Origin of the sequence: Georhizobium sp. MAB10, assembly GCF_045012825.1 — a bacterium.
GTDB classification, from domain to species: domain Bacteria; phylum Pseudomonadota; class Alphaproteobacteria; order Rhizobiales; family Rhizobiaceae; genus Georhizobium; species Georhizobium profundi.
In genome coordinates, this window is sequence record NZ_CP118314.1 from 3600622 (window position 1) to 3624159 (window position 23538).

At 63.6% G+C, this 23538-nt stretch carries 20 protein-coding genes; 1 reads left to right on the top strand and 19 read right to left on the bottom strand.

The genetic code is table 11. The features are described 5' to 3' along the window. Window positions 1–322: 322 nt before the first annotated feature. The 11 genes from PU133_RS17250 to PU133_RS17300 all read right to left on the bottom strand — a co-directional run bounded on the left by PU133_RS17250 (window position 323) and on the right by PU133_RS17300 (window position 10125). Window positions 323–514, bottom strand: coding sequence for a hypothetical protein (locus tag PU133_RS17250; protein ID WP_404862688.1), 192 nt, complete (start codon window positions 512–514; stop codon window positions 323–325). Between the two features lie 152 nt (window positions 515–666). Beyond that, window positions 667–1677, bottom strand: coding sequence for a formate dehydrogenase subunit gamma (locus PU133_RS17255; RefSeq protein ID WP_404862689.1), 1011 nt, complete (start codon window positions 1675–1677; stop codon window positions 667–669). A gap of 67 nt (window positions 1678–1744) precedes the next feature. Then, window positions 1745–2341: a formate dehydrogenase FDH3 subunit beta gene (fdh3B, locus tag PU133_RS17260; protein ID WP_126011546.1), complete on the bottom strand. Its 597-nt coding sequence runs from the start codon at window positions 2339–2341 to the stop codon at window positions 1745–1747. A 15-nt stretch (window positions 2342–2356) separates the two neighbouring features. Continuing rightward, on the bottom strand, window positions 2357–5308 hold the full coding sequence (locus tag PU133_RS17265) for a formate dehydrogenase subunit alpha (RefSeq protein WP_404862690.1): 2952 nt from the start codon (window positions 5306–5308) through the stop codon (window positions 2357–2359). Window positions 5309–5320: 12 nt separating this feature from the next. Then, window positions 5321–5527: a hypothetical protein gene (locus tag PU133_RS17270; RefSeq protein ID WP_151984656.1), complete on the bottom strand. Its 207-nt coding sequence runs from the start codon at window positions 5525–5527 to the stop codon at window positions 5321–5323. A 110-nt stretch (window positions 5528–5637) separates the two neighbouring features. Then, on the bottom strand, window positions 5638–6252 hold the full coding sequence (locus PU133_RS17275; protein ID WP_404862691.1) for a molecular chaperone: 615 nt from the start codon (window positions 6250–6252) through the stop codon (window positions 5638–5640). 282 nt (window positions 6253–6534) lie between these two features. Next, the gene (locus PU133_RS17280; protein WP_404862692.1) at window positions 6535–7254 is read right to left on the bottom strand and encodes a DUF3306 domain-containing protein; all 720 of its coding nucleotides are present in this window, start codon (window positions 7252–7254) and stop codon (window positions 6535–6537) included. Between the two features lie 16 nt (window positions 7255–7270). Further along, window positions 7271–7774, bottom strand: a complete 504-nt coding sequence (locus PU133_RS17285) for a DUF3305 domain-containing protein (protein ID WP_126011556.1) — start codon at window positions 7772–7774, stop codon at window positions 7271–7273. A gap of 40 nt (window positions 7775–7814) precedes the next feature. Beyond that, a complete protein-coding gene (locus PU133_RS17290; RefSeq protein ID WP_404862693.1) occupies window positions 7815–8819 on the bottom strand; it encodes a DUF6352 family protein in 1005 nt (334 codons plus the stop codon). Between the two features lie 5 nt (window positions 8820–8824). Beyond that, window positions 8825–9394: a DUF6505 family protein gene (locus PU133_RS17295; protein WP_404862694.1), complete on the bottom strand. Its 570-nt coding sequence runs from the start codon at window positions 9392–9394 to the stop codon at window positions 8825–8827. Further along, complete coding sequence (locus PU133_RS17300; RefSeq protein ID WP_404862695.1) at window positions 9391–10125, bottom strand: biotin/lipoate--protein ligase family protein; 735 nt, start codon at window positions 10123–10125, stop codon at window positions 9391–9393. Before PU133_RS17300 ends, PU133_RS17295 begins: the two co-directional genes overlap by 4 nt. 119 nt (window positions 10126–10244) lie before the next feature. Between PU133_RS17300 and PU133_RS17305 the strand changes: the two genes are divergently transcribed. Further along, window positions 10245–12293, top strand: a complete 2049-nt coding sequence (locus PU133_RS17305; protein ID WP_404862696.1) for a 4Fe-4S binding protein — start codon at window positions 10245–10247, stop codon at window positions 12291–12293. A gap of 4 nt (window positions 12294–12297) precedes the next feature. On the opposite strand, the gene PU133_RS17310 is transcribed toward PU133_RS17305, so the two are convergent. From PU133_RS17310 to PU133_RS17345, 8 genes are all read right to left on the bottom strand, one after another. Next, window positions 12298–13563 carry a c-type cytochrome gene (locus PU133_RS17310; protein ID WP_404862697.1) on the bottom strand — a complete coding sequence of 422 codons (1266 nt, stop codon included), beginning with the start codon at window positions 13561–13563 and terminating at the stop codon, window positions 12298–12300. 78 nt (window positions 13564–13641) lie between these two features. After that, entirely contained in the window at window positions 13642–14325 is a 684-nt protein-coding gene (locus PU133_RS17315; protein ID WP_404862698.1) for a response regulator, read from the bottom strand. Beyond that, a complete protein-coding gene (locus tag PU133_RS17320) occupies window positions 14322–16493 on the bottom strand; it encodes a hypothetical protein (protein WP_404862699.1) in 2172 nt (723 codons plus the stop codon). The genes PU133_RS17315 and PU133_RS17320 overlap by 4 nt, the downstream gene beginning before the upstream one ends. A gap of 96 nt (window positions 16494–16589) precedes the next feature. Further along, window positions 16590–17948, bottom strand: coding sequence for a surface lipoprotein assembly modifier (locus PU133_RS17325; RefSeq protein ID WP_404862700.1), 1359 nt, complete (start codon window positions 17946–17948; stop codon window positions 16590–16592). A gap of 87 nt (window positions 17949–18035) precedes the next feature. Further along, a complete protein-coding gene (locus PU133_RS17330; protein ID WP_404862701.1) occupies window positions 18036–19127 on the bottom strand; it encodes a transferrin-binding protein-like solute binding protein in 1092 nt (363 codons plus the stop codon). A gap of 183 nt (window positions 19128–19310) precedes the next feature. Continuing rightward, entirely contained in the window at window positions 19311–20393 is a 1083-nt protein-coding gene (locus PU133_RS17335; protein ID WP_404862702.1) for a lipocalin-like domain-containing protein, read from the bottom strand. After that, window positions 20383–22881 carry an FtsX-like permease family protein gene (locus PU133_RS17340; protein ID WP_404862703.1) on the bottom strand — a complete coding sequence of 833 codons (2499 nt, stop codon included), beginning with the start codon at window positions 22879–22881 and terminating at the stop codon, window positions 20383–20385. The genes PU133_RS17335 and PU133_RS17340 overlap by 11 nt, the downstream gene beginning before the upstream one ends. Continuing rightward, window positions 22878–23531 carry an ABC transporter ATP-binding protein gene (locus PU133_RS17345; RefSeq protein ID WP_404862704.1) on the bottom strand — a complete coding sequence of 218 codons (654 nt, stop codon included), beginning with the start codon at window positions 23529–23531 and terminating at the stop codon, window positions 22878–22880. The genes PU133_RS17340 and PU133_RS17345 overlap by 4 nt, the downstream gene beginning before the upstream one ends. Between the last annotated feature and the right edge of the window lie 7 nt (window positions 23532–23538).

A 23538-nucleotide genomic window follows, 5' to 3' on the forward strand; every position in this document is an offset into this window, starting at 1 on the left:
TTGTTGGCGGCGATCATAGTCATCGCCCCTGATCAATCAACTATTTTCGCTGGCTTTTCCGCGACAAAGGCAGTGCAACCAAAGTCGTAGACACAAAGGCAGAGATCGCTGCACTGCACAAAATTCACGGCGAAGGCGATCATTTACTTCAACCGATTGAATCAACAATAAAGTCAGGAACGATTTTGTAGGAGAGAATATCGAAAGGAGCTTTGCTCGACTTTCGACGCGCACCACAGCATTGCGGGCGTGAGATTTACTGCAGCGCAAAAGGGCCGCGCCCGCACCGCCTGTTTGGCGGTGCGGGCTTGATGAAGAGAACTTAGCTGTCCTGTTCGGATTCGGCCGCAGCAGGCCAGTCGGCGCCGACCAGATTTCCACCCGGATCCCCAACGCGCGCGCCGGAGGTCGTATAAGCGGTGGCCGACGTTGCCTGCCAGTTGCTGTTCAAGATGAAATTGGCGCCATAGGCCAGAACGCCGGCCGTAATCGCAGCCAAAAGGAATGTTTTCATGGTCTGTGTCCTTTCGCGGTCAATGAGGCACCGAAGCCTGGACTGACCGAATCCCCAAGATCGGTGCTGCACCAGCGCAACCGATATCATCACTGAGGAGGACCATCGCGCGACGGTCCTCCATTCATCAATTGAACATCGCCGCGAGCGACTTATTCGGCCGGAGCGACGTGTCCGCGCGGCTCACCTTCGACTGCAGTGTCACGCTCAGCGACCCAGAGCGAATGGTGTTCGCGTGCCCAGTTTACATCCACTTGCCCACTGCCCATCGCATCGAAAGCGCCTTCCATGCCGAGCGTACCGATGTAGATGTGCGCCAGAATGACGGCCGTCATGACGGCTGCGATGATCGCGTGCGCCAGCTGTGCCAGCTGCCAGTTGCCGGGCTCGCCCGCCAGCTGCGGGAAGAGGAGGAGCACGCCCGTGAAGGACAGGGCCGCTCCGCCGAGCACGACCGACCAGAAGATGATCTTTTGTCCGGCATTGAAGCGCTTGGCAGGCGGATGACCGCCACCCTTCAGCATACCGCCGCCGGCCTTGATCCAGTCAAGATCGACACGACCGGGGATGTTGTCCTTGATCCAGACGACCAGCATGATCGCGATGCCGAGCATGAACGGCCAGGCGATGTAGTTGTGAACCACCTTGCCGAGTTGCGTCGCCGTGGCAAACGTGTCCGCGCCGAAAAGCGGGATCAGCACGTATCGGCCGAAGATCAGGTTGAGGCCGGTCAGAGCCAGCAGGATGAAGCACACGGCGGTCAGCCAGTGCGCAAACCGCTCGAACGAATTGAAGCGCTTGATCGTGCGACCGGCAAAGCCGTGCTCGAGCCGGATGCGTCCACGCACGAAATAGAACACGGTCAGAAGAGCGAGCATGCCGAGAACGACGGCGGTCGTCGTCCAGTAGACCGTGCTATTGTGCGTGCCCGACCAGTTGCGGCCTTCCGGCTTGATCAGGTCGGCGGCACGCTGGTCGGGGATCGACACGCGGCCCGAGATGGCGTTGCCACCCTGCAGCGCTTCCAGCAATTGCTGTTCCTGCACGGAGCGGGCCGTTGGATTGACGGGTTCCTGCGCGCCGGCCATCGGCGCTGCGAAGAAGAGAGCTGCCAGCATCGCAAGCGTGAGCGTGATGCGGGCGAAATAAGATTGAGCGACCATTTCCGGTCTCCTTACAGCCTTGCCTGGTGGCCGGTCGCGCGGATGGCGCGGCCGGCACGCACGCGCCTTAGACGTTGATGCTTTCCTGGTAGGCCGTCTGCCAGCCCCAGGCGCCCGAACCGTAACCACGGGTGGTCACGCGCTCACGATAGATTTCGGCGATGATGTCGCCGTCGCCAGCGAGAAGCGCCTTGGTGGAGCACATCTCGGCGCACAGCGGCAGCTTGCCTTCCGCCAGACGGTTGGCACCGTATTTTTCATACTCAGCCATCGTCATGTCGGCTTCCGGACCACCGGCACAGTAGGTGCACTTGTCCATCTTACCGCGCGAGCCGAAGTTGCCGACCTTGGGATATTGCGGTGCGCCGAACGGGCAGGCGTAGAAGCAATAGCCGCAGCCGATGCACAGATCCTTGGAGTGCAGCACGACGGCATCCGCGGTCGTGTAGAAGCAGTCCACCGGGCAGACCGAGGCGCAGGGTGCATCGGTGCAGTGCATGCAGGCCATCGATACCGAGCGCTCGCCCGGCAGGCCGTCATTGATCGTCACGACGCGGCGGCGGTTGATGCCCCACGGCACTTCGTGTTCGTTTTTGCATGCGGTGACGCAGGCGTTGCATTCGATGCAGCGGTCCGCGTCGCAGAGAAATTTCATTCGTGCCATTTGTTCATCCTCCCCTTACGCGGCTTCGATCTGGCAAAGCGTCGCCTTGCCTTCGTGCATGCCGGTGACCGGGTCGTAACCGTAAGTCGTTATGGTGTTCACGCTTTCGCCAAGCACGATCGGGTCGGCCCCTTGCGGGTAGTTGCCGCGCTGATCTTCGCCCTGGAACCAGCCGGCGAAGTGGAACGGCATGAAGGCGACGCCCCGGCCGACACGTTCCGTCACCAGCGCCTTCATGCGGGCCCGGCTGTCGTTTTCAGGTCCCCTCACCCAAACCCAGCCTCCGTCGGCAATGCCGCGGTCGGAAGCGTCGGCCGGATTGATCTCGACGAACATGTCCTGCTGCAATTCGGCCAGCCAACGGTTCGAACGGGTTTCTTCGCCTCCGCCTTCATATTCGACCAGACGGCCGGAGGTGAGGACGATCGGGAAGGCCTGCGCGATGTTGCGGTCGACTGCTGCCTGCTGAAGCGTGCGGCCAATATTCGGCACGCGGAACTCGCGGGCGTCGTCGCGGGTCGGGAACTCGGCGACGAGATCGGGGCGCGGCGTGTAAATCGGCTCGCGGTGTTGTGGGACCGGATCGGGCAGGTTCCACGCAACAGCGCGGGCCTTGCCATTGCCGAATGGCACGCAGCCGTGAAGCATTGCCACACGTTGGATACCACCGGAGAGATCGGTCGACCAGGAAACGGCATCGACATTGGCGCCGCCCTGACGCTCGATCTGTGCCAGTTCAGCGGCCGTCAGATCTGCATCCCAGCCCAATTCTTTCAGCACAGCCATCGTGAATTCAGGATAGCCGTCGTCCAACTCCGCGCCGACCGACGAGCTGCCTTCGGCGAGCAGTGTCTGGCCTTCATACTCAAGCCCGAAGCGGGGGCGGAAATTGCCGCCGCCGTCCATGACATGGAGGTTGGTGTTGTAGAGGATATGGGTGCCGGGATGGCGCACTTCCGGCGTGCCCCAGCAAGGCCAAGGCAGGCCGTAATAGTCACCGCCAACGTCCGGGTCGTCTGCGGGAGCGCGCAGCGTTACCAGGTCGAACTTGTCCTGGTTGGCCATATGGGCCTTGAGCCTTTCCGGCGACTGGCCGCAATAGCCGGTCGACCAGCCACCGCGGTTGATTTCCCGCATGACGGATTCCGGCTGCGGCTCGGGGCCGAACTTGCCTTCGACTAGTTCGATGTTCTTGAACATCTCGTCGGCGACGCCGAGTTCCTGAGCCAGGCGATAGAGAATCCAGTAGTCGTTTGCCGATTCGAAGACCGGCTCCACGACCTTTTCGTACCACTGGATCGAGCGGTTCGAGCAGGTGCGCGAGCCCGAGCATTCGAACTGCGTCGCCGCCGGCAACAGATAGGTGTTGTCTGGCCGCGCATGCAGCGAAGCAAACGATGTCGGATGCGGGTCAACGACCACGAGAAGATCAAGAGCCTCAAGACCGGCCTTGACTTCGGCCTGGCGCGGCACGGTGTTGCCGCCATGGCCGAGAACCATCATTGCGCGAATGTTATCGCGCTGGTCGACCTGGTCCGGATCGATGGTCGCGGCGTCGAACCAGCGGGTCGAGGGAATGCCCGGCGTCTGCATGTTCTGCTCGCGCGTGCGACCCTCGCGGCCGTCTTTCGCCGGCACTTCGTCGAAGCGCGAGACGAAATACTCGTAAGGCACATCCCAGACGCGGGACCAGTGGCGCCAGCCACCCTCAGCCAAGCCGTAATAGAGCGGCAGGTTGGTGATATCGAGGCCGAGATCCGTCGCGCCCTGCACGTTGCAGTGGCCACGGAAGATGTTGGCGCCCATGCCGTTGCCGCCGACATTGCCCGTTGCCAGAAGCAGGTTGCAATAGGCGCGCACATTGGCCGTTCCGACCGTGTGCTGCGTGCCGCCCATGCACCAGATGAAGGTGGAGGGCTTCTGGGTCGCGAAGGTTTCAGCGACCCGGCGCAGCTGCTCGCCCGGGATGCCGGTCACGCGCTCGACGACTTCCGGGGTCCACTTGTCGCATTCGGCGCGGATCTGGTCCATGCCGTGGACACGGGCATCGATGAAGTCCTGGTCTTCCCAGCCATTGGCGAAGATATGGTGCATGATGCCCCAGATCACCGCGATGTCGGTGCCGGAGCGCATGCGTACATATTCGGTTGCGTGAGCGGCGGTGCGCGTGAAGCGCGGATCGAGAACGATCACGTTCGCGCGCTGCTGTTCCTTGCCCGACAGAATGTGCTGCAACGAGACGGGGTGCGCCTCGGCGGCGTTGGAGCCCATGAAGATGATGGTCTTGGAATTGCGGATGTCGTTGTAGGAATTCGTCATCGCGCCGTAGCCCCAGGTGTTGGCAACACCTGCGACCGTGGTGGAGTGACAAATGCGCGCCTGGTGGTCGACCGAGTTGGTGCCCCAGAAGGCCGCCAGCTTGCGGCAGAGATAGGAGCCCTCGTTCGAGAACTTCGCCGAACCGAGCCAGTAGACGGAATCAGCACCGGACTCTTCGCGGATCTCGCCGAGCTTCGCGCCGATTTCGGAGAAGGCGTCATCCCAGGAGACCCGCACCCATTCGCCGTTCTGCTTCTTCATCGGATATTTAAGGCGACGGTCGCCATGGACCAACTCGCGCACCGATGCACCCTTGGCGCAGTGGGTGCCGCGGTTGATCGGGCTTGCCCAGGATGGCTCCTGGCCCGTCCACACGCCGTTCTGCACCTCTGCGGTGACCGTGCAGCCGACCGAGCAGTGCGTGCAGATGTTCTTGCGGACTTCGATTTCCACGCCTTCCATCGTCGGGCCGGCTTGCGCCTTGCGGATCCCGCCCGCGCCGAGCGATCCGATGGCTGCAAGGCCGCCGACGGCGATGCCCGAGCGCTTCAGGAACGACCGTCGGTCGAGTGCGGCGGATGCGAGCCCGGCCACGACGGATTGCAGTTTGCTGCGCGAAGCTGCGCCGGCTTTACGTTTGACGAGCATGACGCCCTCCCCTCAGTAGCGGTTGGTGCGGTAGAAAGCCTTGACGTGGTCGGTTTCCTGATAGCGCGCCTTGCGCTTCTCATCGTCCGTTTCCTGTGCAGCGGCTTCCTGAACGCCACCGGTGCCAACGGCAACCGCGGCGGCAGCGGCACCCACACCGGCAAATGCGCCGAGGAAACCGCGGCGCCCGAGACCCTTCTGGTCGTCCTGGATCGTCATCTCAATCTCCCATCGGGGCTCTTGCCCCACAGTTCAAGTTCAGTCTTTTGGGCCGCTTTCGCGACCGGTCGAGTTCAGTCTTTTAGGCCGCATTCGCGGCCGGCACTCAATCAGGCGGCGTCCATGGCGAAGGCTTCGCGCTCCACGGCCATGAAGACAGATCCGACTTCCGCCACGTGACGGTAAAAGAATGCTGAAGGCGCGGTCTTCAGATCGGCGAAAAACTGATCAACCCACGGCGCCAGATGCCAGCGAAAGAAATCGGCCTCGCTGACAGCATCCGCGGGGACGTCACCGGTCGCCAGCGCCGCCATCACGTCGCACAGCGTCGCGATGTGGTCTTCCGGGTCGAAGAGACCCTCAGCCCGCTCCAGTCCGAGCTTGGCCATGTCGTGGCGCACCGCGGCGAGCGGGCGCTCGTTCAGGAACCCGGTGAGATAGAACGACCCGTAGGGCAGAAGCTCGCCACGACCGACGCCGACGAAGAGCGAGAAGAACTCGCGGTCGACAGCAATAGGATCCGCCTCGTTCGCAGCCGAAGCCAGCGCGGTATGGGCCGAACCGAGCGGCGTCTCGTCGCCGCGCAATTGCGAAAGGTCCGACAACAGGTCGGCGCTGGGCGCACCACGCAAAAGCGCCGCGAGTAGCCGGTATTCCTGCGCGCGCAGAAAATCGACTTCGTCGGCTTTGACGTTACCCGCCCGTGTTCTTTCGACTGCGCTCAACGCGCCGCGCTCCTCTACCCTAGAAGATCGGGATTCGATCCCAACCATTTCTTGTTGTTACAAAACATGAGGGAACGCAACGCCGCGTGCAACCATTGCGGCAATGCGTCAAGTCCGTGAAATTCCTGATAAAAACGCACAGGATTTAGGTCTTATACGATTGCTTCAGCGGAAAGCGACATCGCATAATCCTGCAAACTCCTGCGATTCATCCGGTGTTTTCCTTAGAGCAGCGTTCGACGTAGAGCGTGCGTGACCAGACATATCGCGAGTGTTCACTGATCAGCGCGGAATGGCGCTTCCATGTCGTCTCCGGGGGGCAATATCGCCTCGAGCGCTGTCAGTGTCCGGCACGGTCACCTCGGCATCTGCGACGAAAGTCGTATCCTGTGGATTATTGGTGACAGTGTCCGTTTCCGCCTGATCCTGTGGAAATTCAATGGTCGTTTCTATCTCTTCGGCTGCATCTTCGGCGACCTGCGGTGCTTTTTCGCTCAGCGAAGGCTCATCCGCTGGTTCCGGCTTCTTCTGCAGGAACTTGTCGACCATTCGCAGTGCTTCGCCTGGCGACAGTGTTCCGGAGTTGCCCGGCACGCCGCCTGCGACATTCCAGTCATAGGCGTAGTCGCGAGCGACATCGAGATAGCCGGAAATCTTCGGATTGAGCATCCAGACCTTGCGCAAAGCGGCCTGCCGCAGAGCTTTGGGCACGCCCTTGCGCAGGAAGAGCTGCAATTCCTCACGCGATGTGACCGTGTCCAGCGGCGGAAGCGCCTCGATCTCTTCCTGGGTTAGGGTCTCTTCTGGAGCCACATCGCCGGCAAGTGGCGCATCAGCCTGCCCTTCAACCTGGCCCCGGATCACCGTACCATCCGTCTCGGCGCCGCCGGCGTCGTTCGGCCCGACCTCAAGATCGGTGGCAGGCTCTTCCTCGACCGCTGCACCACGCTTGCGGCGCGACCAGCGTGACAAGAAGCCGCCGTCCTCGTCCTTGCCGCTCATCGCCTCTTGGTCCCGGTCATGGCAGAAATTCGTCCTTGTCGAGCACGCGCTTGCCGCCGCGGGTCAGCGCATCGGGATCGGCGCGCTTGCGCTTGCGCTTCACGAAAACCTCTTCCTTGTAGTGGAGCGACATGAAGCCCTCCACCCACAGGGCGACGCTCGGCGGCATCGGCAATGCAGCAACGACGAGTGCTTCGTCACCAGCCCGGGCCTCGCCTTCGTAGGGATCGGCGGTCAGCATCACGACACCCTTCGGGTCGTCGGGGCGCATCGCCACCCACAAAGTCGGCTTGGCGAACAGATTGTCGCGATAATGCGCCGCTTCGCCCGAATAGAGCATCAGCTGAAAGTCGCCCGCATAATAGAGCTCGACGTCGCCGGGCGGGCTCAAGCGTTCGCCCGCTGGCGTCGCCGGCACGTCGGGAAGGACCGAGTGCGGGGCGAAGCCTCGCTTGCCCCATCGTGTCACCGGCTTCCTGGACACGGTGACGATGCCGAGACGACAGAAGAGCTTTGGCATGGGTCTCCTTTCCGACAGCGACGGTGTCGCTGTGTCATGTTCACGCGGCCGGCCGGTCCTCGGCGAGCGGCAGACCGGTGACGAGATTTTGAGGCTTCAGCCGCACGGTCTTGTCCGGGCTCATCGTCATCAGAAGATAGACCGGCCCTTCCGACTGCCTATGCTTCCCCTCGTCCTCGGCAAAATCCAGCCGGAACAGGCCGATCAGGCGCTCTGTCAGATCCGATGGTACCTCTTCGCCGCGCCAGAGCCGATTTCCAAATGTCGTGGCATCCTGATCGAGACCGACGAACCAGCGGAAGTCCACTTCCTTGACGTCGATCAAAGGCTCGATCGTCACCTTCGTCCCGAGCAGATGGTGGATGAAGACGGTGAGTGCGACGGCAAGACCCGTGCGGCTTTTCGGATCACCCCCGAAATTGAGCGCCATGGAGTGCGCGTCGGATCGGCTCCAATAGGTCCAGGCGTTGTCCTCGTCGAGCACGTCGAGTTCGCTTCCCGGCTCGCCGGCGAACATCGCGGCCAGGGGCTTGTCGTGCTGCTCGCGCTCGCGCTCTTCGACCAGTTCCTGATCGGCCAGCAACAGTGCATCCTCAAGCACGGACGCGCGCTGCGGCCTGAACATCAGTTCGGCGGCGCGCAGTACGTAGGGGTCGCTACAGCCTTCCAGCGCATTGCGCAAAATGAGATGGACCAGCTGGTTCAAGAAGAGCGGCGGCACCGGCATGCGCTCCCTGACGATTGCCAGATAGGCGCCCTCGATGGTCTCCTCGCGAATGAGGAGGTCGCGGTAGGCGATGAGGAACTGCCAGTTCTCGCGCGCATCGGCATCCGCGATGGAGGCGATCGTTGCAGCGTCGACTGCCGCGCGCGGCGATGCCTTCAGCTGCTGATAAAGCGCGCGCTCCACCACGCATGCATCTTCCGGCGGCACGATCTCCGGCCGCGCCAGATAGGTCAGCAGCAACTCGTCGGTCACCGAAAGCCGTCCATCGTCGCGACGCCGCACCATGTGATGGCCGCTGGATACCCAAAATTCCCGCACGTACTTCATTCCTTTCCAAGCGACAGAAGATCGACTTGTTCTTCCGGCTGGTCGTCGTCGTCATCCGTTTCGATCACCAGGAAGGCGCGATCAAGCCCCTTCAGCCCGGGTCCTGCCATCGTCGTTTCGGCGCGCGGACGCAAGGTGCGAAACCGCTCGCGGATCTGGCCGTCCTCTTCGGCGCGATGAAGCGCCAGCAATGTGCCGATCGCATGGTCGCGACAGAGATCGGCCGCAAATGCGATTTCCTCGCGCGCCGCCGGCAGCGCCACCTCCACGCTCGGCGCGCCGCAATGGTGCACAAGTTGTGCGGCGAGGCTGTGTGTCGCCTCTTCCATCTCATTGCCGACGACTTCGGAAGCGACGGCAAGCGTCGAATAGCCGAAGCTCTCGATCCCGAGAAAGCCCGCCCGAAAAGCGGTGCGCTGCTTGGGTCCAAGATCGGCGATCTTCGCGCCATGGAACAGAAACGTGCCCGCGACCGCCCACTCGCCAGGCTCGGCCGCTTTTGCGAACACGAAGGTATCGGACGGATCCATCCGGATCGTGCGGGGCAGCTTCATCGGTGCGCTCATAGAAGCGGCGCCTTGCGAACAGGGTTGTACCAGCGGCAGGCGGCGAGGCCGATCGACAGGCTTTGACGGGTCGGCGCAGCACCGGGCTCGCCACGCTGCAGGAGATCGCCGCGGCCGTCGATCATCCAATCGCGGTCGGTATTGGCCTGCAGGCGTTCCAGATAGGCCGTCGTCACGGCGGACATGCCCTCGGTCGCCATTGCGTCGAAAGCGCGCATCAGGTGGCGCGTGAAGCTCTCGATGATCGCTTCCGGCGGATCGAACTCTTCTTCGACGAGCGATGTCGAGCCAGGATAGGCCCCCGGATCGGCAAGGCTCGGCCGGGCATGGATCAGTTCGACGGAAAAGACCATCCACTCCGGCACATCGTCATCACCGGTGCCTTCAGGCACGGCGAGCCGCGCTCCACCCAAGCGGGCGAGGTCGAAGAGAAATTCATCCGGCCAGGCGAAAGCGACCTGCCGTTCGGGCACGCAATGGAAGGCAAGCGAATCACCCATCGCAGCCATGCCGGCGAAAAAGGCGAGGCGCGCAGCGACCATCGGCTTGTCCGGTTCGAGCACGATAGCGAGCGCCACCGTTTCCTCCGAGATCGCATAAACCAGCGTTCCGGCGCCCGATTGCGCGGCAATTCGGCACGCATGGGCATGGACGTCGCTTGGATCAGCGATCAAAACGGCTTCGAAAAGCGGCGGGAGGACCAATGCGCCCTCCCCGGCTGCACTCAGCATTCGTGACATTCCTCTGGGGCTAAGTTAGAACCGCTCAAAAGTAAGGGTGCCCGATGGGGCAATGCAAGGCCGGAACCGGCGTCATCGCACGCGGCCAAATGGCCTGGAGGTTTGACGGAATGACAGAGACGAGGCGCCGCACTTCAGAGCGCCGTGTATTCATCTGCTCGTGCGAAAAGACAATGGCGCTCGACGAGGGATCGATCGCGCGCGGCTGCACCGGCAGCTTCGAGCGCGCCGACCAGTTGTGCCGCCACGAAAGCACGCGGTTTGCTGCGGCTCTGCAAGATGGCGGTCCCATCACCGTCGCCTGCACACAGGAAGAGCCGCTCTTTGCCGAAATGGCCGAGGATGCCGGGTTCACCGGCGCATTGTCCTTCGTCAACATCCGCGAACAGGCGGGTTGGTCCGCCGAAGGACGCCAAGCAGGCCCCAAGATGGCAGCACTTCTCGCCGCTGCGGCGGTCGACATGCCGCCCATTTCGACGGTGTCGCTCGAATCGCAAGGGGTAACGCTCGTCCTTGGCCGCGACGAAACCGCGATCGAGGTGGCGGCACGGCTTGCCGATCATCTCGACATCACCGTGCTCCTCGTCGATCCGAAGGACGTGACGCCGCCGGCAAAAACGGTGTTTCCCGTGCTGAAGGGCCGGGTTCGCAATGCGTCGGGTCATCTCGGCGCGTTCGAGCTCACCATCGACGACTATGCGCTTCCGTCGCCCTCATCGCGCTCGAAGCTGATCTTTGGTGCCGCGCGCAATGGCGCGGAATCCAGCTGCGACCTCATCATCGATCTGACGGGCGACCAGCCTCTCCTTTCCGCCGACGACCTGCGTGACGGCTATCTCCGCGTCGATCCGCGCGACAATGCGGCCATCGAGCGGCTGATCCTCAAGGCATCGGGCCTTGTCGGCATCTTCGACAAGCCGCGTTACGTGACCTTCGATGCGTCGATTTGCGCCCATTCCCGCTCGACGATCACCGGATGCACCCGCTGCCTCGATCTTTGCCCGACCGGCGCGATTACCCCGGACGGCGATCATGTCGCGATCGACGCTGCCATCTGCGCCGGATGCGGCCAGTGCGCCGGCGCCTGCCCGACCGGGGCTGTTTCCTACGCGCTGCCGCCGGTCGATGCCGTCACCGAGAAACTGCGCGTCATGCTCTCGGGCTATTTCAAGGCGGGCGGCACGAGGCCCGCGATCCTGCTGCATGATGGCGACCACGGCGCCCCGCTCATCGATGCGCTTGCGCGCTTCGGCCAGGGCTTGCCGGCGCGGGTGATCCCGCTGCTTGTCAACGAGATCACGCAGACCGGTCCCGAGCTCCTAGCAGCGGCCGTCGCCTACGGCGCAGACCGCGTGTTCCTCGTATCCCGCGCCAAGCCGAAGCACGATCTGTCGGGCCTGACGGCCATCCTGGCGATGACCAACCGCATCTTCTCCGAACTTGGATACGGCGATGATCTCGTCCAGCTGATCGAGACGGATGATCCGGACCAGCTTGGCGAGGCGCTTGCAGCCCCTGGTGCGATGCCCGCCCGCACGGCGGTGCCGGCGAGTTTCCTTCCGCCGCCGGAGAAGCGCGGGCTGCTCGAACTCGCTTTCCGCGAACTGCATCGCGCAGCGCCCTCACCAGTCGACGTGATCGCACTCGAGCGCGGTGCGCCTTTCGGCGGCATCGAGGTGGATGTCGATGGCTGCACGCTGTGTCTCTCCTGTGTATCCGCCTGCCCCGCCAATGCGATCACCGACAATCCCGACCGTCCGACGCTGCGCTTTTCGGAAAGCCTCTGCGTCCAGTGCGGGCTTTGCGAAGCAACCTGCCCGGAAGATGTCATCACGCTTGCGCCGCGGCTCGATTTCACGGCCTGGGCAGAGCCCAAGCGGCTGCTGAAAGAGGAAGAACCGCATCACTGTATCGAATGCGGCAAGGCATTCGGCACGCGCTCGACGATCAATCGCGTGATCGAGAAGCTCGAAAGCCACTGGATGTTCTCAGGACCGGAGGGCGAACAGCGCCGTCGGGTTCTGGAAATGTGCGAGGACTGCCGCGTGGCAGTCGTCGTCAAGGAAAGCTTCGATCCGCACCAGGCCGAGACGCGTACGGTCCGCACCACGGACGACTATCTGCGCGAACGCGAAGAGCGGAACCAGAGCCGGCATTGAGAGGCTACCGGGTCCGCTCCTCCAGAAACTCCATGAGCGCTGCGCGATCGGCGGGATCGGTGATCCGCTGCTCGGGCATCTTGGTGCCGGGCGTGTAGTGGTTTGGGCCGACATCGAAGAGCTCGGACACCGTTTCTGGAGTCCAGACGATGTCCATGCCTTTGAGTGCTTCTGAATAGTTGTAGCCCTCGGCAGTGCCGATGCGGCGACCGAAAATGCCGTGCAACGTGGGCCCTGCGCGATTGCCGGCATCCTCCGACAATGTGTGGCAGGCCTGGCAGGCGGCAAAGACCTGTGCGCCTCGGCTGTCGCCGAAATCCTCGGTCATTTCGCCCGCGTCGGTCCGGTTCAGCCGCTCCCCGGTCGCCGCATCCCATTGGCGGATGACGCGGTCCCCGCCGCCGGCAAAAAGGCTGCCGTCGTCGGGATCGAACGCCAGCGACCACACCGGGCTGTCGGCGCCCTGCAGCGTAAGGCGCACCGAGCCGCTTGCCCGGTCCACCAGCCAAATCGAGCCGTCGATCGCGGCGGAGGCGATCGTTGCCTCGTCCGGCGAAATGGCAAGTGCCGTTACGGGAACAGGCGTTGTCTCGATCTCGCGGAGCGCGCCGTCCAAGGTTCGGATCCGAAGCCGACCATCGACACCGGCGGCGACGATCGTTCCGTCATTTGAGATCGCGAGCGCATTCAGCGGTGCATTGACCGAGATCACTTCCGCAGGCCCATCCTGCATCGGCCATATCCGCAGTGTTGCATCATATCCCGCCGTTACCGCCCGGCCGTCGGGCAGGAAAGCGACCGCGTTCACGTTGCCTTGGTGACCGGTCAGCGAGCGATAAGCACTGCCGTCGAGTGGCGTGAGCCGCGCCGTTCCGTCCCACGACGCCGAGGCGACGATCCTGGAGTCTGCCGACAGGGCGAGGCTCGCCACCGGGCCATCGTGCCGGCCAAGCTCACGCGGCTCGCCAGCGGCGCTCCATACGACGATACGGCCATCCTGGCCGCCGGTGACCATGCCGCCGCCGGGCAACAGCGCGACCGTGTTGACCGATTCGTCGTGGCTGCGGAGCACGGACACAGCGGCGCCTGTGTCGCGGTTCCATAAGATGGCGGTCGTATCGAACGAACCGGACAGTATCTGCGATCCATCGGCCGAGACGGCCAAAGCGCGTATCGGCCCGCCATGGCCGCGAAAATCGGCGGCCGCCGGCAAGGTCAGAAGCGGTGTTGCCAAAAAAACGGCCACAGCGGCCCCGACGATCCATCGCATTGCGCATATCTCTCCGAAAGACCGGCATGTTGGCCGGCTGGCCGTGCGCGTCAACCCTGGGGCTGCCGCTACCTTCGGTCAGTGTTCGCGCTGAAGAAGGCCGCGGTCGCGAGCGGCAAGGGCTGCCTCGGCCCGCGTCTTGATGTTGAGCTTGCGATAGATGGACTTCACGTGGGTGGATGCGGTGTTTTGCGAAATCGTCAAAGTCTTCGCCACCGCGTTCAGCTGAAACCCCCGGCCCAGAAGGGTGAGCACCTCCTCCTCACGCGCCGTCAGCGCAGCATCCGGCACCATGCGCGCGTTCAGCGATTGCAGCGCCGTCATGACGTGGCGCGCGACGGCGGGTGACAGCGGCGGCTCGTCGTCGATGATGCGCTTCATCAGCTGGATGAACCGGTCGGTGTCATGGTGCTTCAAAAGGTAGCCGCGCGCGCCGGCGGAAATCGCGTCGAATATCTGCTGCGCATCATCGAAAATCGTGGTGATGACAGGCGCGCAATGGCTGTCGCTCGCATTGATCTCCTCGATGAGATCGATACCCGACCCATCCGGCAGACCGATATCGATTAAGGCAAGATCGAACGCGCCGGGCAGACCGTGTGCTCGCGCCCAGACCGCGGCATTGCGCAGGCAGCGCCGCGCATCTTCCAGGCAGGACGCCTCGCTGACCTGCGCTCCCGGAAATCCGGCAGCGACACAGTCCACCATCCACTGCCTGGCGCGCGCGTTGTCCTCGATCACCAGAACGCGTTCCACCTTCATGCGGCGACGGCTCCCATGGCGACCGGTAGGCTGATCGTCGCGATGAACGCATTGGGCGTGACTTCATAATCGAACTGACCGCCGGTCTGGCGAGCCCGCGCGGCGATGTTTTCAAGTCCATTGCCTGAAAATGCCCGGCGGTTCGCCTGCGATGCCGCGCCCGGCAGCGCATTCTCCACCGTGTGGACAAGGCGATCGCCGACGAGTTGCGTCGTCACCGTGATATCCGCGCCCGGCGCGTGCTTGATGACGTTGGTCACCAGTTCGCGATGCGCCGAGGTGAAATTGCGGAACACCAGATATGGCAGCACGATCCCCGAGCGGTCGGCATCGGACAGCGGCCACTCGACCGTGCCATCGTCCAGCCGCTCCATCGTCTCGGCACGCAATTCGGCGATGATGTTCGCCAGCGTCTCGCGGCGGTCCGACAGGCCGCCGACAATCTCCCGAATGTCTCCGAGCGCATTGCGCACCATCTGCCGAGCATCCGTGTCGTCGGTGGCGCGCAAGCTCGACAGAAGCCGCGCGCCAACGCTGTCGTGCAGATCGCGGCCGATGCGCCCGCGCTCTTCCTTCACGCCCCGATCATAGGCATCACGCTGTTCTTCCGCCGCTGCGACCAGCCGTGCAAAGTCCTCGACGACCGCAAGATGCGGCGCTCCGAAGAGGGCGCGGCCGCGCTTAGGGTGACGCAGCCGCAAGGGTGGGGACCAGTCATAGGCTGGAAGCACGAGCGTCGCGCCGTCGTCCCGTAAGGCGGGGGCCTGGCCGGAACCCTCCGGCACATCCGCGTGCAGAGGTTCGAAATAGTCGACCAGCGCCTGGCGCCACCGCTCGGCACGCGCTTCGCCCGAGGTCTGCAGCGCGATTTCCGTCGAGGCACGATAGAGCGCCAGCGGATCCAGTTCCTTGCGGGCCAGGTACCGGGCCATAAGGAAATTGCGCACAGGCAGGTAAAGCAGTCCGACGAGCACCGCCGTGATGCCGAGCGATACCGCCGGCGTCAGCGCCAGCATGCCGATCAGGGTAAAGTCGATGGCGGCGAACAGAAACGCGGCGAGCACGTAGGTGAAGATCGAAAACGCCCAGCGATCGAGCTCGAAAAGCCGGTACCGCGTCAGCCCGAGCGCGACACCGAGATAGATCAGGACGAAAAACCCGAATGCGTAGCCTTGCGGCAGAACGACGTTCAGCCCCACGAGCAGCGGTACCGCGACGAGCAGAACGAAGGCACCAGCGCCCAGGATGACACTGACGCCCAGCCATGTGAGCGCACGGCGGGCCGGCAGATCGCGCCGCGTCGCGACATATTGCGCGCCGGTCAGAACGATGATCGCAATCATCTCGCACAGGATACCGAGGTAGCCGACCGTGCCGAGGCCGACGTCGTAGAAAATCCGCAGATGGGTCGCGAAGATCCACAGGACGAAGAGGCCGATCAGACCGTTGGTGAGACGCGCGATTTTCAGATCGACCGGATAGCGGGCGAAAAGCCCGATCATGCCGATGCCGAACGACATCGCGCCGATGTTGTTCAGGATGGTTAGGCTGCGAAAGACCGGTTCGGACAGCGCGATTTCACGGGTCGAATAGGCGGCCGCGCTGAAGACAGCCAGACCGACCCCATATCCGGCGAAGGCGAAGAAGCGGACTTTGCCGTCTCTCGGACTGAGGCACTGGACCCAGGCTCCGATGACGCAAATGATGACGGCGCAGGCGATCTGGTACCAGAAAGCGAACGGCAAAGCCGATATCGGTCGCCATGCGGTTGCCTGAACTGCGATCGATCGCTGTTCCTGACCCGGCTCGGCAACCGTTAGGGCAACCGGTCCGGCGGACAGCACGCCATGCAGTTCACCCTGCCGATCGACGAAGCGATCATAGGTCGCATAATCGAGGGTGTCGGGCTCATCGATCAGGTCAAGCGGCTCGAGCAGGATCGCGGCCGCCGGATCGTCGACGGGTGCGATCGAAATCAGCCGCAAACCGGGTGAGATGCCTGCAACTGCGGCTGGATTGCTGGAGCCTGCAACCAACACGGCGCCGGCGTCGTCTTCCAATTCGAGAAGCAACCCGAGATACGGATTGCGCATGGCGACAAGCATCGTCAGCGCCGTCACCAGCGCGATGATCGTCAAGGCCAGTGAAAAGCGCTGGACCAGCGTCACAGGCGAAATACGGCGCTGCGGCGCCGCCCCCAGTCAATCCCCAATTCGAAGTCTAGAGCCAAGACTTGCGACCACTCAACTGAATTCTCGCATTGTCTAAAATTCCTTGGTCAGTGTGATGTCGAAGCCGAGCTTGTCGTAGTCGTAGAAGACCACGTTGCTTGACTGGTCGTAGTAGCTGATGGCCAGTTGCGGCGTGAAACCCTGGAACTGCCAGTCCCGCTTCACGAAGCCGCTGCGAAGCTCGAGATAGTCGTCCTCTCGCGGCTCGGTCATGCCGGGAAAATCGGCTTCATAGTCACGGTTGCCGACCTTGGCCTGCAGGGACGCGGTGATGCCGTAGGCGAACTGCCGGGTCGTACCGATCTCGACGAAGGCGCCGTCAAAGGCGTTGTGGGGCCGCCCGTCCACCTGTTCCCACTCGCCGCCGGCACCCGCGAAGACCGAGAATGCGGCGCTTGGATAGTAGCTCAGCCTGCCGCTTGCCCGGACCGTCTCGGCTGCCGCAGAGGGGATATCGTCATAGTTTCGATCGATGAAGAGCAACTCGCCGGATGCGATCAGCTTGGGCATCAGAGCCTGGCTGCCGAAGATGCGGCCGCCGATGCCGTAATCCGACGGTGTGGTCGAAAACCAGCGCCGGTCGGCGATGAACTCCGCGCTCAACATGCGGCTTGCCGTGCGGTAGCGCATGCCGACGCGCAGATCGCCGACCAAAGTGTCGAAATCCTTGCCGGAATAATCCGAAAACACGGCCGATCCAGCGGTGTAGAGCGTAAACTGCTCGTTCAGCGCATGCGAGTAGCCGGCATTTAGACCGGCGCGAACGCCGATGCCTGACTGCGCCCGCCCGCCTTCATCGATCGTGAAGGGCAGGCCGCCGAGCATGACCTGCGTGCCGGAGCTGCCATTGTTGACGTTGGTACTGGGCGCAAAAGAGATGAACCCGCCCACCGTGAACGGCCGGTTTGCGTCCAGCGTGTCGATGAAGCTTTCGAACCGCTCGCGGGACGTGCGGTCGCTGCTGGATTCCGCAAGCAGGCGCAAATGATAGGTCGCACCGGTCGCATTGCCTTGCCGCGCGAGAATGCGTGCAAGATGCATCCGAACGAGATCGAACTCGGGCCGCTCCGCGAGGATCGTCCGCGACAGCTGTTCCGCTTCAGCAAGTTCACCCCGTCGCTCCAGCACGATCGTCTGAAGAAAGGCTGCCTGATAGCCGAGGTCGCCTTCATCGAAGCGGGAGTTGGCGAGCAGCAACTGGGCGGTATCCAGATCCCCCCGTTCGATGAAACCACGGATCGCCTGAATGCGCTCGGCCTGGGTGAGGTCGCCGTAGCGCGCGGCAGGCGAAGGCGAGGCGGTCGACCCGCCTTCGCCTGCCACTTCCCCCGGTGTCGCCAAAGCGAGCGGAACGGTGACGAACAGGACGATCAGCACCCAGATGCTGAGCATCCGGACGCTGCCGCGCGGCAGCGTCCTCGTTCTGCGCGGGCGCGGTTTGTGAAGGGTGGCGGCCACGGCTATGGGCCCCGCTAGCCGCTACTGCTTCACCGCCCCGATCACGCCTTGGAAGACGTAATTGCTCGCCGCACCCTCGAGCGTGGCGTTGCCTTCGATGGACACGGCGGCCACCGTTTCGCGGCCGGCGTTTCCGAAGAAGCTGCCGATGGCCTCGCCATTCGATACGGTGCCGACCGCCGCTCCTTGCGCGTCAACGAGCCGCGCGGTGCCCGCATAATCGGCGCCGGTAATCGTGGCGTCGATCGCCATGCCCGTGATCGCAGGCGCCACATCGACGACGTTCTGGCCAAGATTGGTGTATGCCTGGAGCCTTCCGCCGGTGATGCCGCCGGTCACCTTTCCGGCTGCAAAATCGGCGGCGAGCGCGACGGTGGCGTTGTTGTCGAAGCCGAAATTCTCGACCGACCCGTCCGGCCGCGTATAGACCGACTGGCCGCTTTCGAAGAAGCCCTTGTAGCTCGCCGTGCCGGAGGTCGGCATGTTGGTGGTGGCATTGCCGACATAGCCGACGCCGTAGTTTGCCGCCGTATCGCCGGCATTGCCGTCGCGATAGCGGATGGTGGTGGCGTCCGACAGAACGATCTGCTCGGTAGCGCTCACATTGTAGACGCTGACGCTGCTGATCGCCGCGTTGGCACTTTCCACCTGCGGATCGCCGAAATTGCCGTTCTCGAAGAACACGCGGCCCTTGGCATCCGTCAGGCCGATGATCGCTGCACCGCCGGCGAGGGTTCCGTCAGCCGATGCGGAAATGAGGGCCGGTGGCGCAATGCCGGCGGCTCCCTGGTTGTTGTTGGGGCTCGGATCTTCTTTCGCCGAGCCCGAAATGCCCACGCCGCCTGCTGCTGTTCGATCGAGCGCCACGGCCGAAGTGGCAGGCGTATCGAGCTGCGGCAGCTGATTGAACGAGCTGACGGTCGACGTGACGTTGGCCGGAAGGCGCACGGCGAGCATGCGGCCCTGCGCCGTGATCGGCAGCGACCCACCGGCGGATGCACCTCCGCCACCGCCTGCTCCCGCTCCCGCGCCGCCGCTGCTGCCGGAACTGCTGCATGCGGCCAATGCCGATGCCATCCCGAGAACCAAAAGACTTGCCACTGGCTTGTTCATCCACCTGCTCCTGTTGATTGTTTCAAGCAGGTGGATTCATGCAATTTCCCCAGCCCCCTGCCCGGCTACGCCTGCTCGACGAACGGTCGAGCGCGGCGCTGCCATTGGCGGGGATACAATCACGGCGAAAATCGCCCCGCCATCACCTGAACAGGTGAGGTCGGCGAGGAATGGAGAACCCGCTCAGTCGGAGTCGTACCCGGTCATTTCGAGGTAGCCCTTGCCTTCATGGGTGCCCGAGAACCGGATCGGACCTTCCCAATAGGCAAACGTTGTCGCCATCCAGCTTTGCGGGTTCAGCGCCTCGGTGGTGATCTCGAAATCGCGGGAGGGGATTTCGAGACGCCATTGCGTCGGCACGATGCGTCCGTCGATATCGGTCGTGCCGAGCGGCGTCATGGTGATCGCGTCATTGGCGAGCGGCGTCGCGACGCCATCCGGTGTGAACCAGGTGCCGGAATAATAGCTCGAGCCATCTTCGGACCGCACCTGGAACAGCATCAGCTTGTCATCGCCCGGCAGGTGCAGCGAGAACCAGTCCCAGCCCTCCTGGTCGTCCGCCAGCGGCTGGCTCGACCATTCGCGGTCCAACCATGCGGTGCCCGTGACGGGGATTTCTTCACCGTCTACTGTGATCGTCCCTTCCGCCCGATAGAATGGCTGGCTGTAGTAATAGGATGCCTGGCCGGCATCGGACTTGACGCTGTATCCCGCCTCGCCTTGCAAGACTGGCGCACGCTCGGTTTGGAGGGTCATTGCGTAGATGAAATCGTCTCCGGTCGCATTGACCGAGACATTCGCCATCGTGTCGCCGTTTGGTGCCTGTTCGGCAGCAACATCTCCGGCGAGCGCCCAATCATCGATGAACGCCTCGAATGGAGCGGCAACGACACCGGCCTGGCCGATGCCGCCACGGGCAAATTTTTCGGCGCTGAAATGGCGCTCTCCGGTCGTCAAGCCAGCATGGCCCATCCAGAGCGCGCTGCTTTCCCAGCCCTCGCCCTCTTCGCCGGGCGCCAAGGCCTGGCGGAACAGGGTCCATTGCAGGCCGTAATCGTTACCGTCCGCATCCTCCAGATTGGCGGTAACGTACCACCATTCGATGCGAAAACCCTCATGCGGGCCGTGATCGGCCGGGAACGAGAAGGTGCGGCCGGGTTCGACGGTCCGGTAACCTTCCGCATCGGTGCCAAGCCCCGCAAACCCTTGCGCGAAAGCCGGTGCGGCGAAGACCAGCAGGAGGAACAGCACGGCTCTAACGTTCATCGGCGAACACCTTGAGCAGTTTCGTTGGCGGCATGCGGCGCAGGCTGAGGGCTGGCCATGCGGCGGCAGCGATTGCCGTGATCAGCGCCAGAACGATGAGCCGCAGCCATTGTTCGGGGAAAGCGTAGACCGGCAACTGCCAGCCAAAGGCTTCCACATTGATGACATTGGTGAGGATCCAGGCCACCGCGAGACCGAGCGGAATGGTAAGCAGCGCTGTCAGAAGCGCGAGCGTCGCGGCCTTGATCAGTTCCATCGCGGCGAGCTTCCGCCTCGTAAGGCCCAGAGCCCAAAGCGGTGCAAGCTGCGGAAGCCGCGCATCTGCGAGCGTCAGCAGGCTGGCCAGAAGCGCGATGCCGGCAACAATCAGAGTGAGCGTGTTCAGCGCGAGCGTGACGGCGAAAGTGCGATCGAAAATGCGCTGCGAGATATCCTTGATGGTGCGCTGGTCGACCACTTCCACGGTGCCCGCACCGAACGCCGCCTTCAGATCGTTCATGACGGCATCGACAGCTTCCGGCGCAACGCGCACGGCAAAATTGCCGCGCTCGGCGTCAGGAAAGCGCGCGACAAGTTCATCCACCGCGATCATGACCTGACCGCGCGGATTGCCGTAGTCGGAATAGATCGCCGCAACCGTGCCGTCCCAGTCACCTCCGGGCGCGGCAATGTCGATCGGGTCGCCGGGGGCAAGCGCAAAGCGGCGTGCGAGCTGTTCGCTGATGAGCACCGCGCGCCCGGCCTCCACATCGCTCCAGGCATCGGGAAGGCTCGCCAGTAGCGGCCAATGGTCGGAATAAGTCGGGTGGTTGGAGAAGCCGAAGACCTCGACAGGAAAGCCCCGGTAGCGTGTTTCCGCATCCCAGACGGGCAACACCGCATCGATGTCATCCCGCGCCTCGAGCCAGTCGGCAATGTTTGCGGCGCGGGCAGGGTCTCGTGCGCCGACATAGAGTTCGGCGGCAAGGCGCTGGTCCAGCCAGCCGGTGAAGGTCTGGCGGAAGCTGTCGACCATCGTGCCGACGCCGATATTCACCGCCAATGCCAGCAGCAGCGCCATCAAGGCAAGCGACAGGCCCACCGACTGCTGGCGGGCATCGGCAAAGAACCATTGCGCCACCGGCCCGCGCACAAGGCGCTGCGCGATGGCAAGCAGCCCGACCAGAGCCGAAGGCAGCAACAATGCAGCAGCGAGCAGTAAGGCGCCCATCAGCACGAAGCCCGCGACCAGGCCCGAGCCCCGAAGCAGCACGCCGAGCGCGATCGCTCCCAACAGCACTGCCGCGACCAACTGCCAGCGGCGCGCACGCGCTTCGGCGCCGGCCCATGCTTCCGGCTGTGCCGTTGCGAACAATGGCAGGCGCCAGGCGCGATAGAGGCTGCTGCCAGCGGCGACCAGAGCACCGATGACGCTGATTGCAACGCCGGCGAGCCACCAACTCGGCTGCAGCGATAGTTCGCCTGCGACCCGCGCGCCATAGAGACCTCGCAGACTTGCCGCCACATCCGGCAACAGGGATGAAGCGATGATGTAACCCGCGACCGTGCCGATAATGCCCGCAAGCGCCGAGATGGTCGTCAGTTCCAGAAGCATAACCGCGGTCAGGGCGCGCGCCGACACGCCGCATGCACGCATCGTGCGCAGCATCGGCCGCCGTTGCTCAAAGGCGAGCCCGATGGCGCCGTGAACGATGAACAGGCCGACGAGGAAGGACAGGAAGCCGAAAGCTGTGAGGTTCAGGTGAAAGCTGTCGGTCAGCCGTTCCAAGTCGCCCTGGTCGTCCGGCTCGACCCGCTCCAACGCGCCGCCGGTCAATGCCGCCAGCGATTGGGAGCTCGTTTCAGGCGCAGCGGTCAGGATCAGGCGAGACAACCGCCCCGGTTGATCGAGGAGCGCCTGCGCCACGCCGACATCCGTCACCAGTGTCTCGGGAGGCAGCGAAGTGGCGACGACGAGGGGCGGCAGCTGTCCGCCATTTCCAAGCGTTGGACGCGTATCCACGCCACCGAGCGCGGCAACCGTCTCGGCATCCCCGAGCGCCAGAGACGGGGGCGTCAGCAGACGCACGGCGCGGCTCTCGCCGCTACCGTCGGCAGTCTCGGGACCATCATCCAGCGCATCGCGCGTGACCGGGCCGGCACCCTGCGGCAGCGTGACCGGATCGATGCCGACGATGCGAATGCTTCTGTCGGCGATGCGCACATCGCCTTCGATGACAGGCGAAACATCCCAGCCGGCGCGCCGAAGCACGACGTAAAGGGTTTCGCCGAAGTTCGTCCCGTTGGTGGGCCTGAGGCTCGCGAACGCGTCGCCGCCGATCAGTCGTGCGGCCTCATCATAGCTTTGCCGTGCCTGTACGTTCAGCGCCTGCACGCCGCTCCACAGCGCAGTTGCGACTGCAAGCCCGATCACCAGCGTCATCAGCTGAAACGGGCGCCGTCGCCAGTGCGACAGCAAGACCGCGAGCGTCCAGAGATGACGCTTCACGCCAGCCGGCCCGCGCTTAAATGAATGCGCCGTCCGAGCAGGCCTGCCAGCCGGGGACTGTGCGTCACCATCAGAAACGCACTTCCGGTCTGCTCGACGAGATCGAGGCAGAGTTTCAACACCGCATCGCTCGTCTCCTCATCGAGATTGCCGGTCGGCTCGTCTGCGAGAATGAGGTCCGGCCGACAGGCGAGCGTGCGGCCGATGGCGACGCGTTGTTGCTGGCCACCTGACAATTGCTCGGGATAACGGTCGACGAGTTTCGAAAGGCCGAGCTTCTGCGTCAGGCTCTCGACCCAGGCCGGGTCATGCCGACCGGCGATGCGCGCCTGGAACGCAAGGTTTTCGCGAACCTTCAGACTTGGCACCAGATTGAACTGCTGGAAGACGAGGCCGATCCGCTCGCGGCGCAACTGGGCACGCGCACTGTCGCCCATGCCGACCAGGCTCTGGCCCGCAACGACGATTTCACCGCCGTCAGCCGCGTCGAGTGCCGCGGCAAGGTGCAGAAGCGTACTCTTGCCGCTGCCGGATTCGCCGGTCAGCGCCAGCGTCTGCCCCGCTGGCAGATCAAGATCGATACCGCGCAGGACGTGAACGGGCCCCTGCGCCGATGGGTAGGTCTTTGAAACATTCCGGAGGGTCAGCATCTGGCTC

Coding starts and splice junctions, on each gene's coding strand:
- PU133_RS17250 (WP_404862688.1), bottom strand. CDS start 514: ATGAAAACATTCCTTTTGGCTGCGATTACGGCCGGCGTTCTGGCCTAT.
- PU133_RS17255 (WP_404862689.1), bottom strand. CDS start 1,677: ATGGTCGCTCAATCTTATTTCGCCCGCATCACGCTCACGCTTGCGATG.
- fdh3B (WP_126011546.1), bottom strand. CDS start 2,341: ATGGCACGAATGAAATTTCTCTGCGACGCGGACCGCTGCATCGAATGC.
- PU133_RS17265 (WP_404862690.1), bottom strand. CDS start 5,308: ATGCTCGTCAAACGTAAAGCCGGCGCAGCTTCGCGCAGCAAACTGCAA.
- PU133_RS17270 (WP_151984656.1), bottom strand. CDS start 5,527: ATGACGATCCAGGACGACCAGAAGGGTCTCGGGCGCCGCGGTTTCCTC.
- PU133_RS17280 (WP_404862692.1), bottom strand. CDS start 7,254: ATGAGCGGCAAGGACGAGGACGGCGGCTTCTTGTCACGCTGGTCGCGC.
- PU133_RS17285 (WP_126011556.1), bottom strand. CDS start 7,774: ATGCCAAAGCTCTTCTGTCGTCTCGGCATCGTCACCGTGTCCAGGAAG.
- PU133_RS17295 (WP_404862694.1), bottom strand. CDS start 9,394: ATGAGCGCACCGATGAAGCTGCCCCGCACGATCCGGATGGATCCGTCC.
- PU133_RS17300 (WP_404862695.1), bottom strand. CDS start 10,125: ATGCTGAGTGCAGCCGGGGAGGGCGCATTGGTCCTCCCGCCGCTTTTC.
- PU133_RS17305 (WP_404862696.1), top strand. CDS start 10,245: ATGACAGAGACGAGGCGCCGCACTTCAGAGCGCCGTGTATTCATCTGC.
- PU133_RS17310 (WP_404862697.1), bottom strand. CDS start 13,563: ATGCGATGGATCGTCGGGGCCGCTGTGGCCGTTTTTTTGGCAACACCG.
- PU133_RS17315 (WP_404862698.1), bottom strand. CDS start 14,325: ATGAAGGTGGAACGCGTTCTGGTGATCGAGGACAACGCGCGCGCCAGG.
- PU133_RS17325 (WP_404862700.1), bottom strand. CDS start 17,948: ATGCTCAGCATCTGGGTGCTGATCGTCCTGTTCGTCACCGTTCCGCTC.
- PU133_RS17330 (WP_404862701.1), bottom strand. CDS start 19,127: ATGAACAAGCCAGTGGCAAGTCTTTTGGTTCTCGGGATGGCATCGGCA.
- PU133_RS17335 (WP_404862702.1), bottom strand. CDS start 20,393: ATGAACGTTAGAGCCGTGCTGTTCCTCCTGCTGGTCTTCGCCGCACCG.
- PU133_RS17345 (WP_404862704.1), bottom strand. CDS start 23,531: ATGCTGACCCTCCGGAATGTTTCAAAGACCTACCCATCGGCGCAGGGG.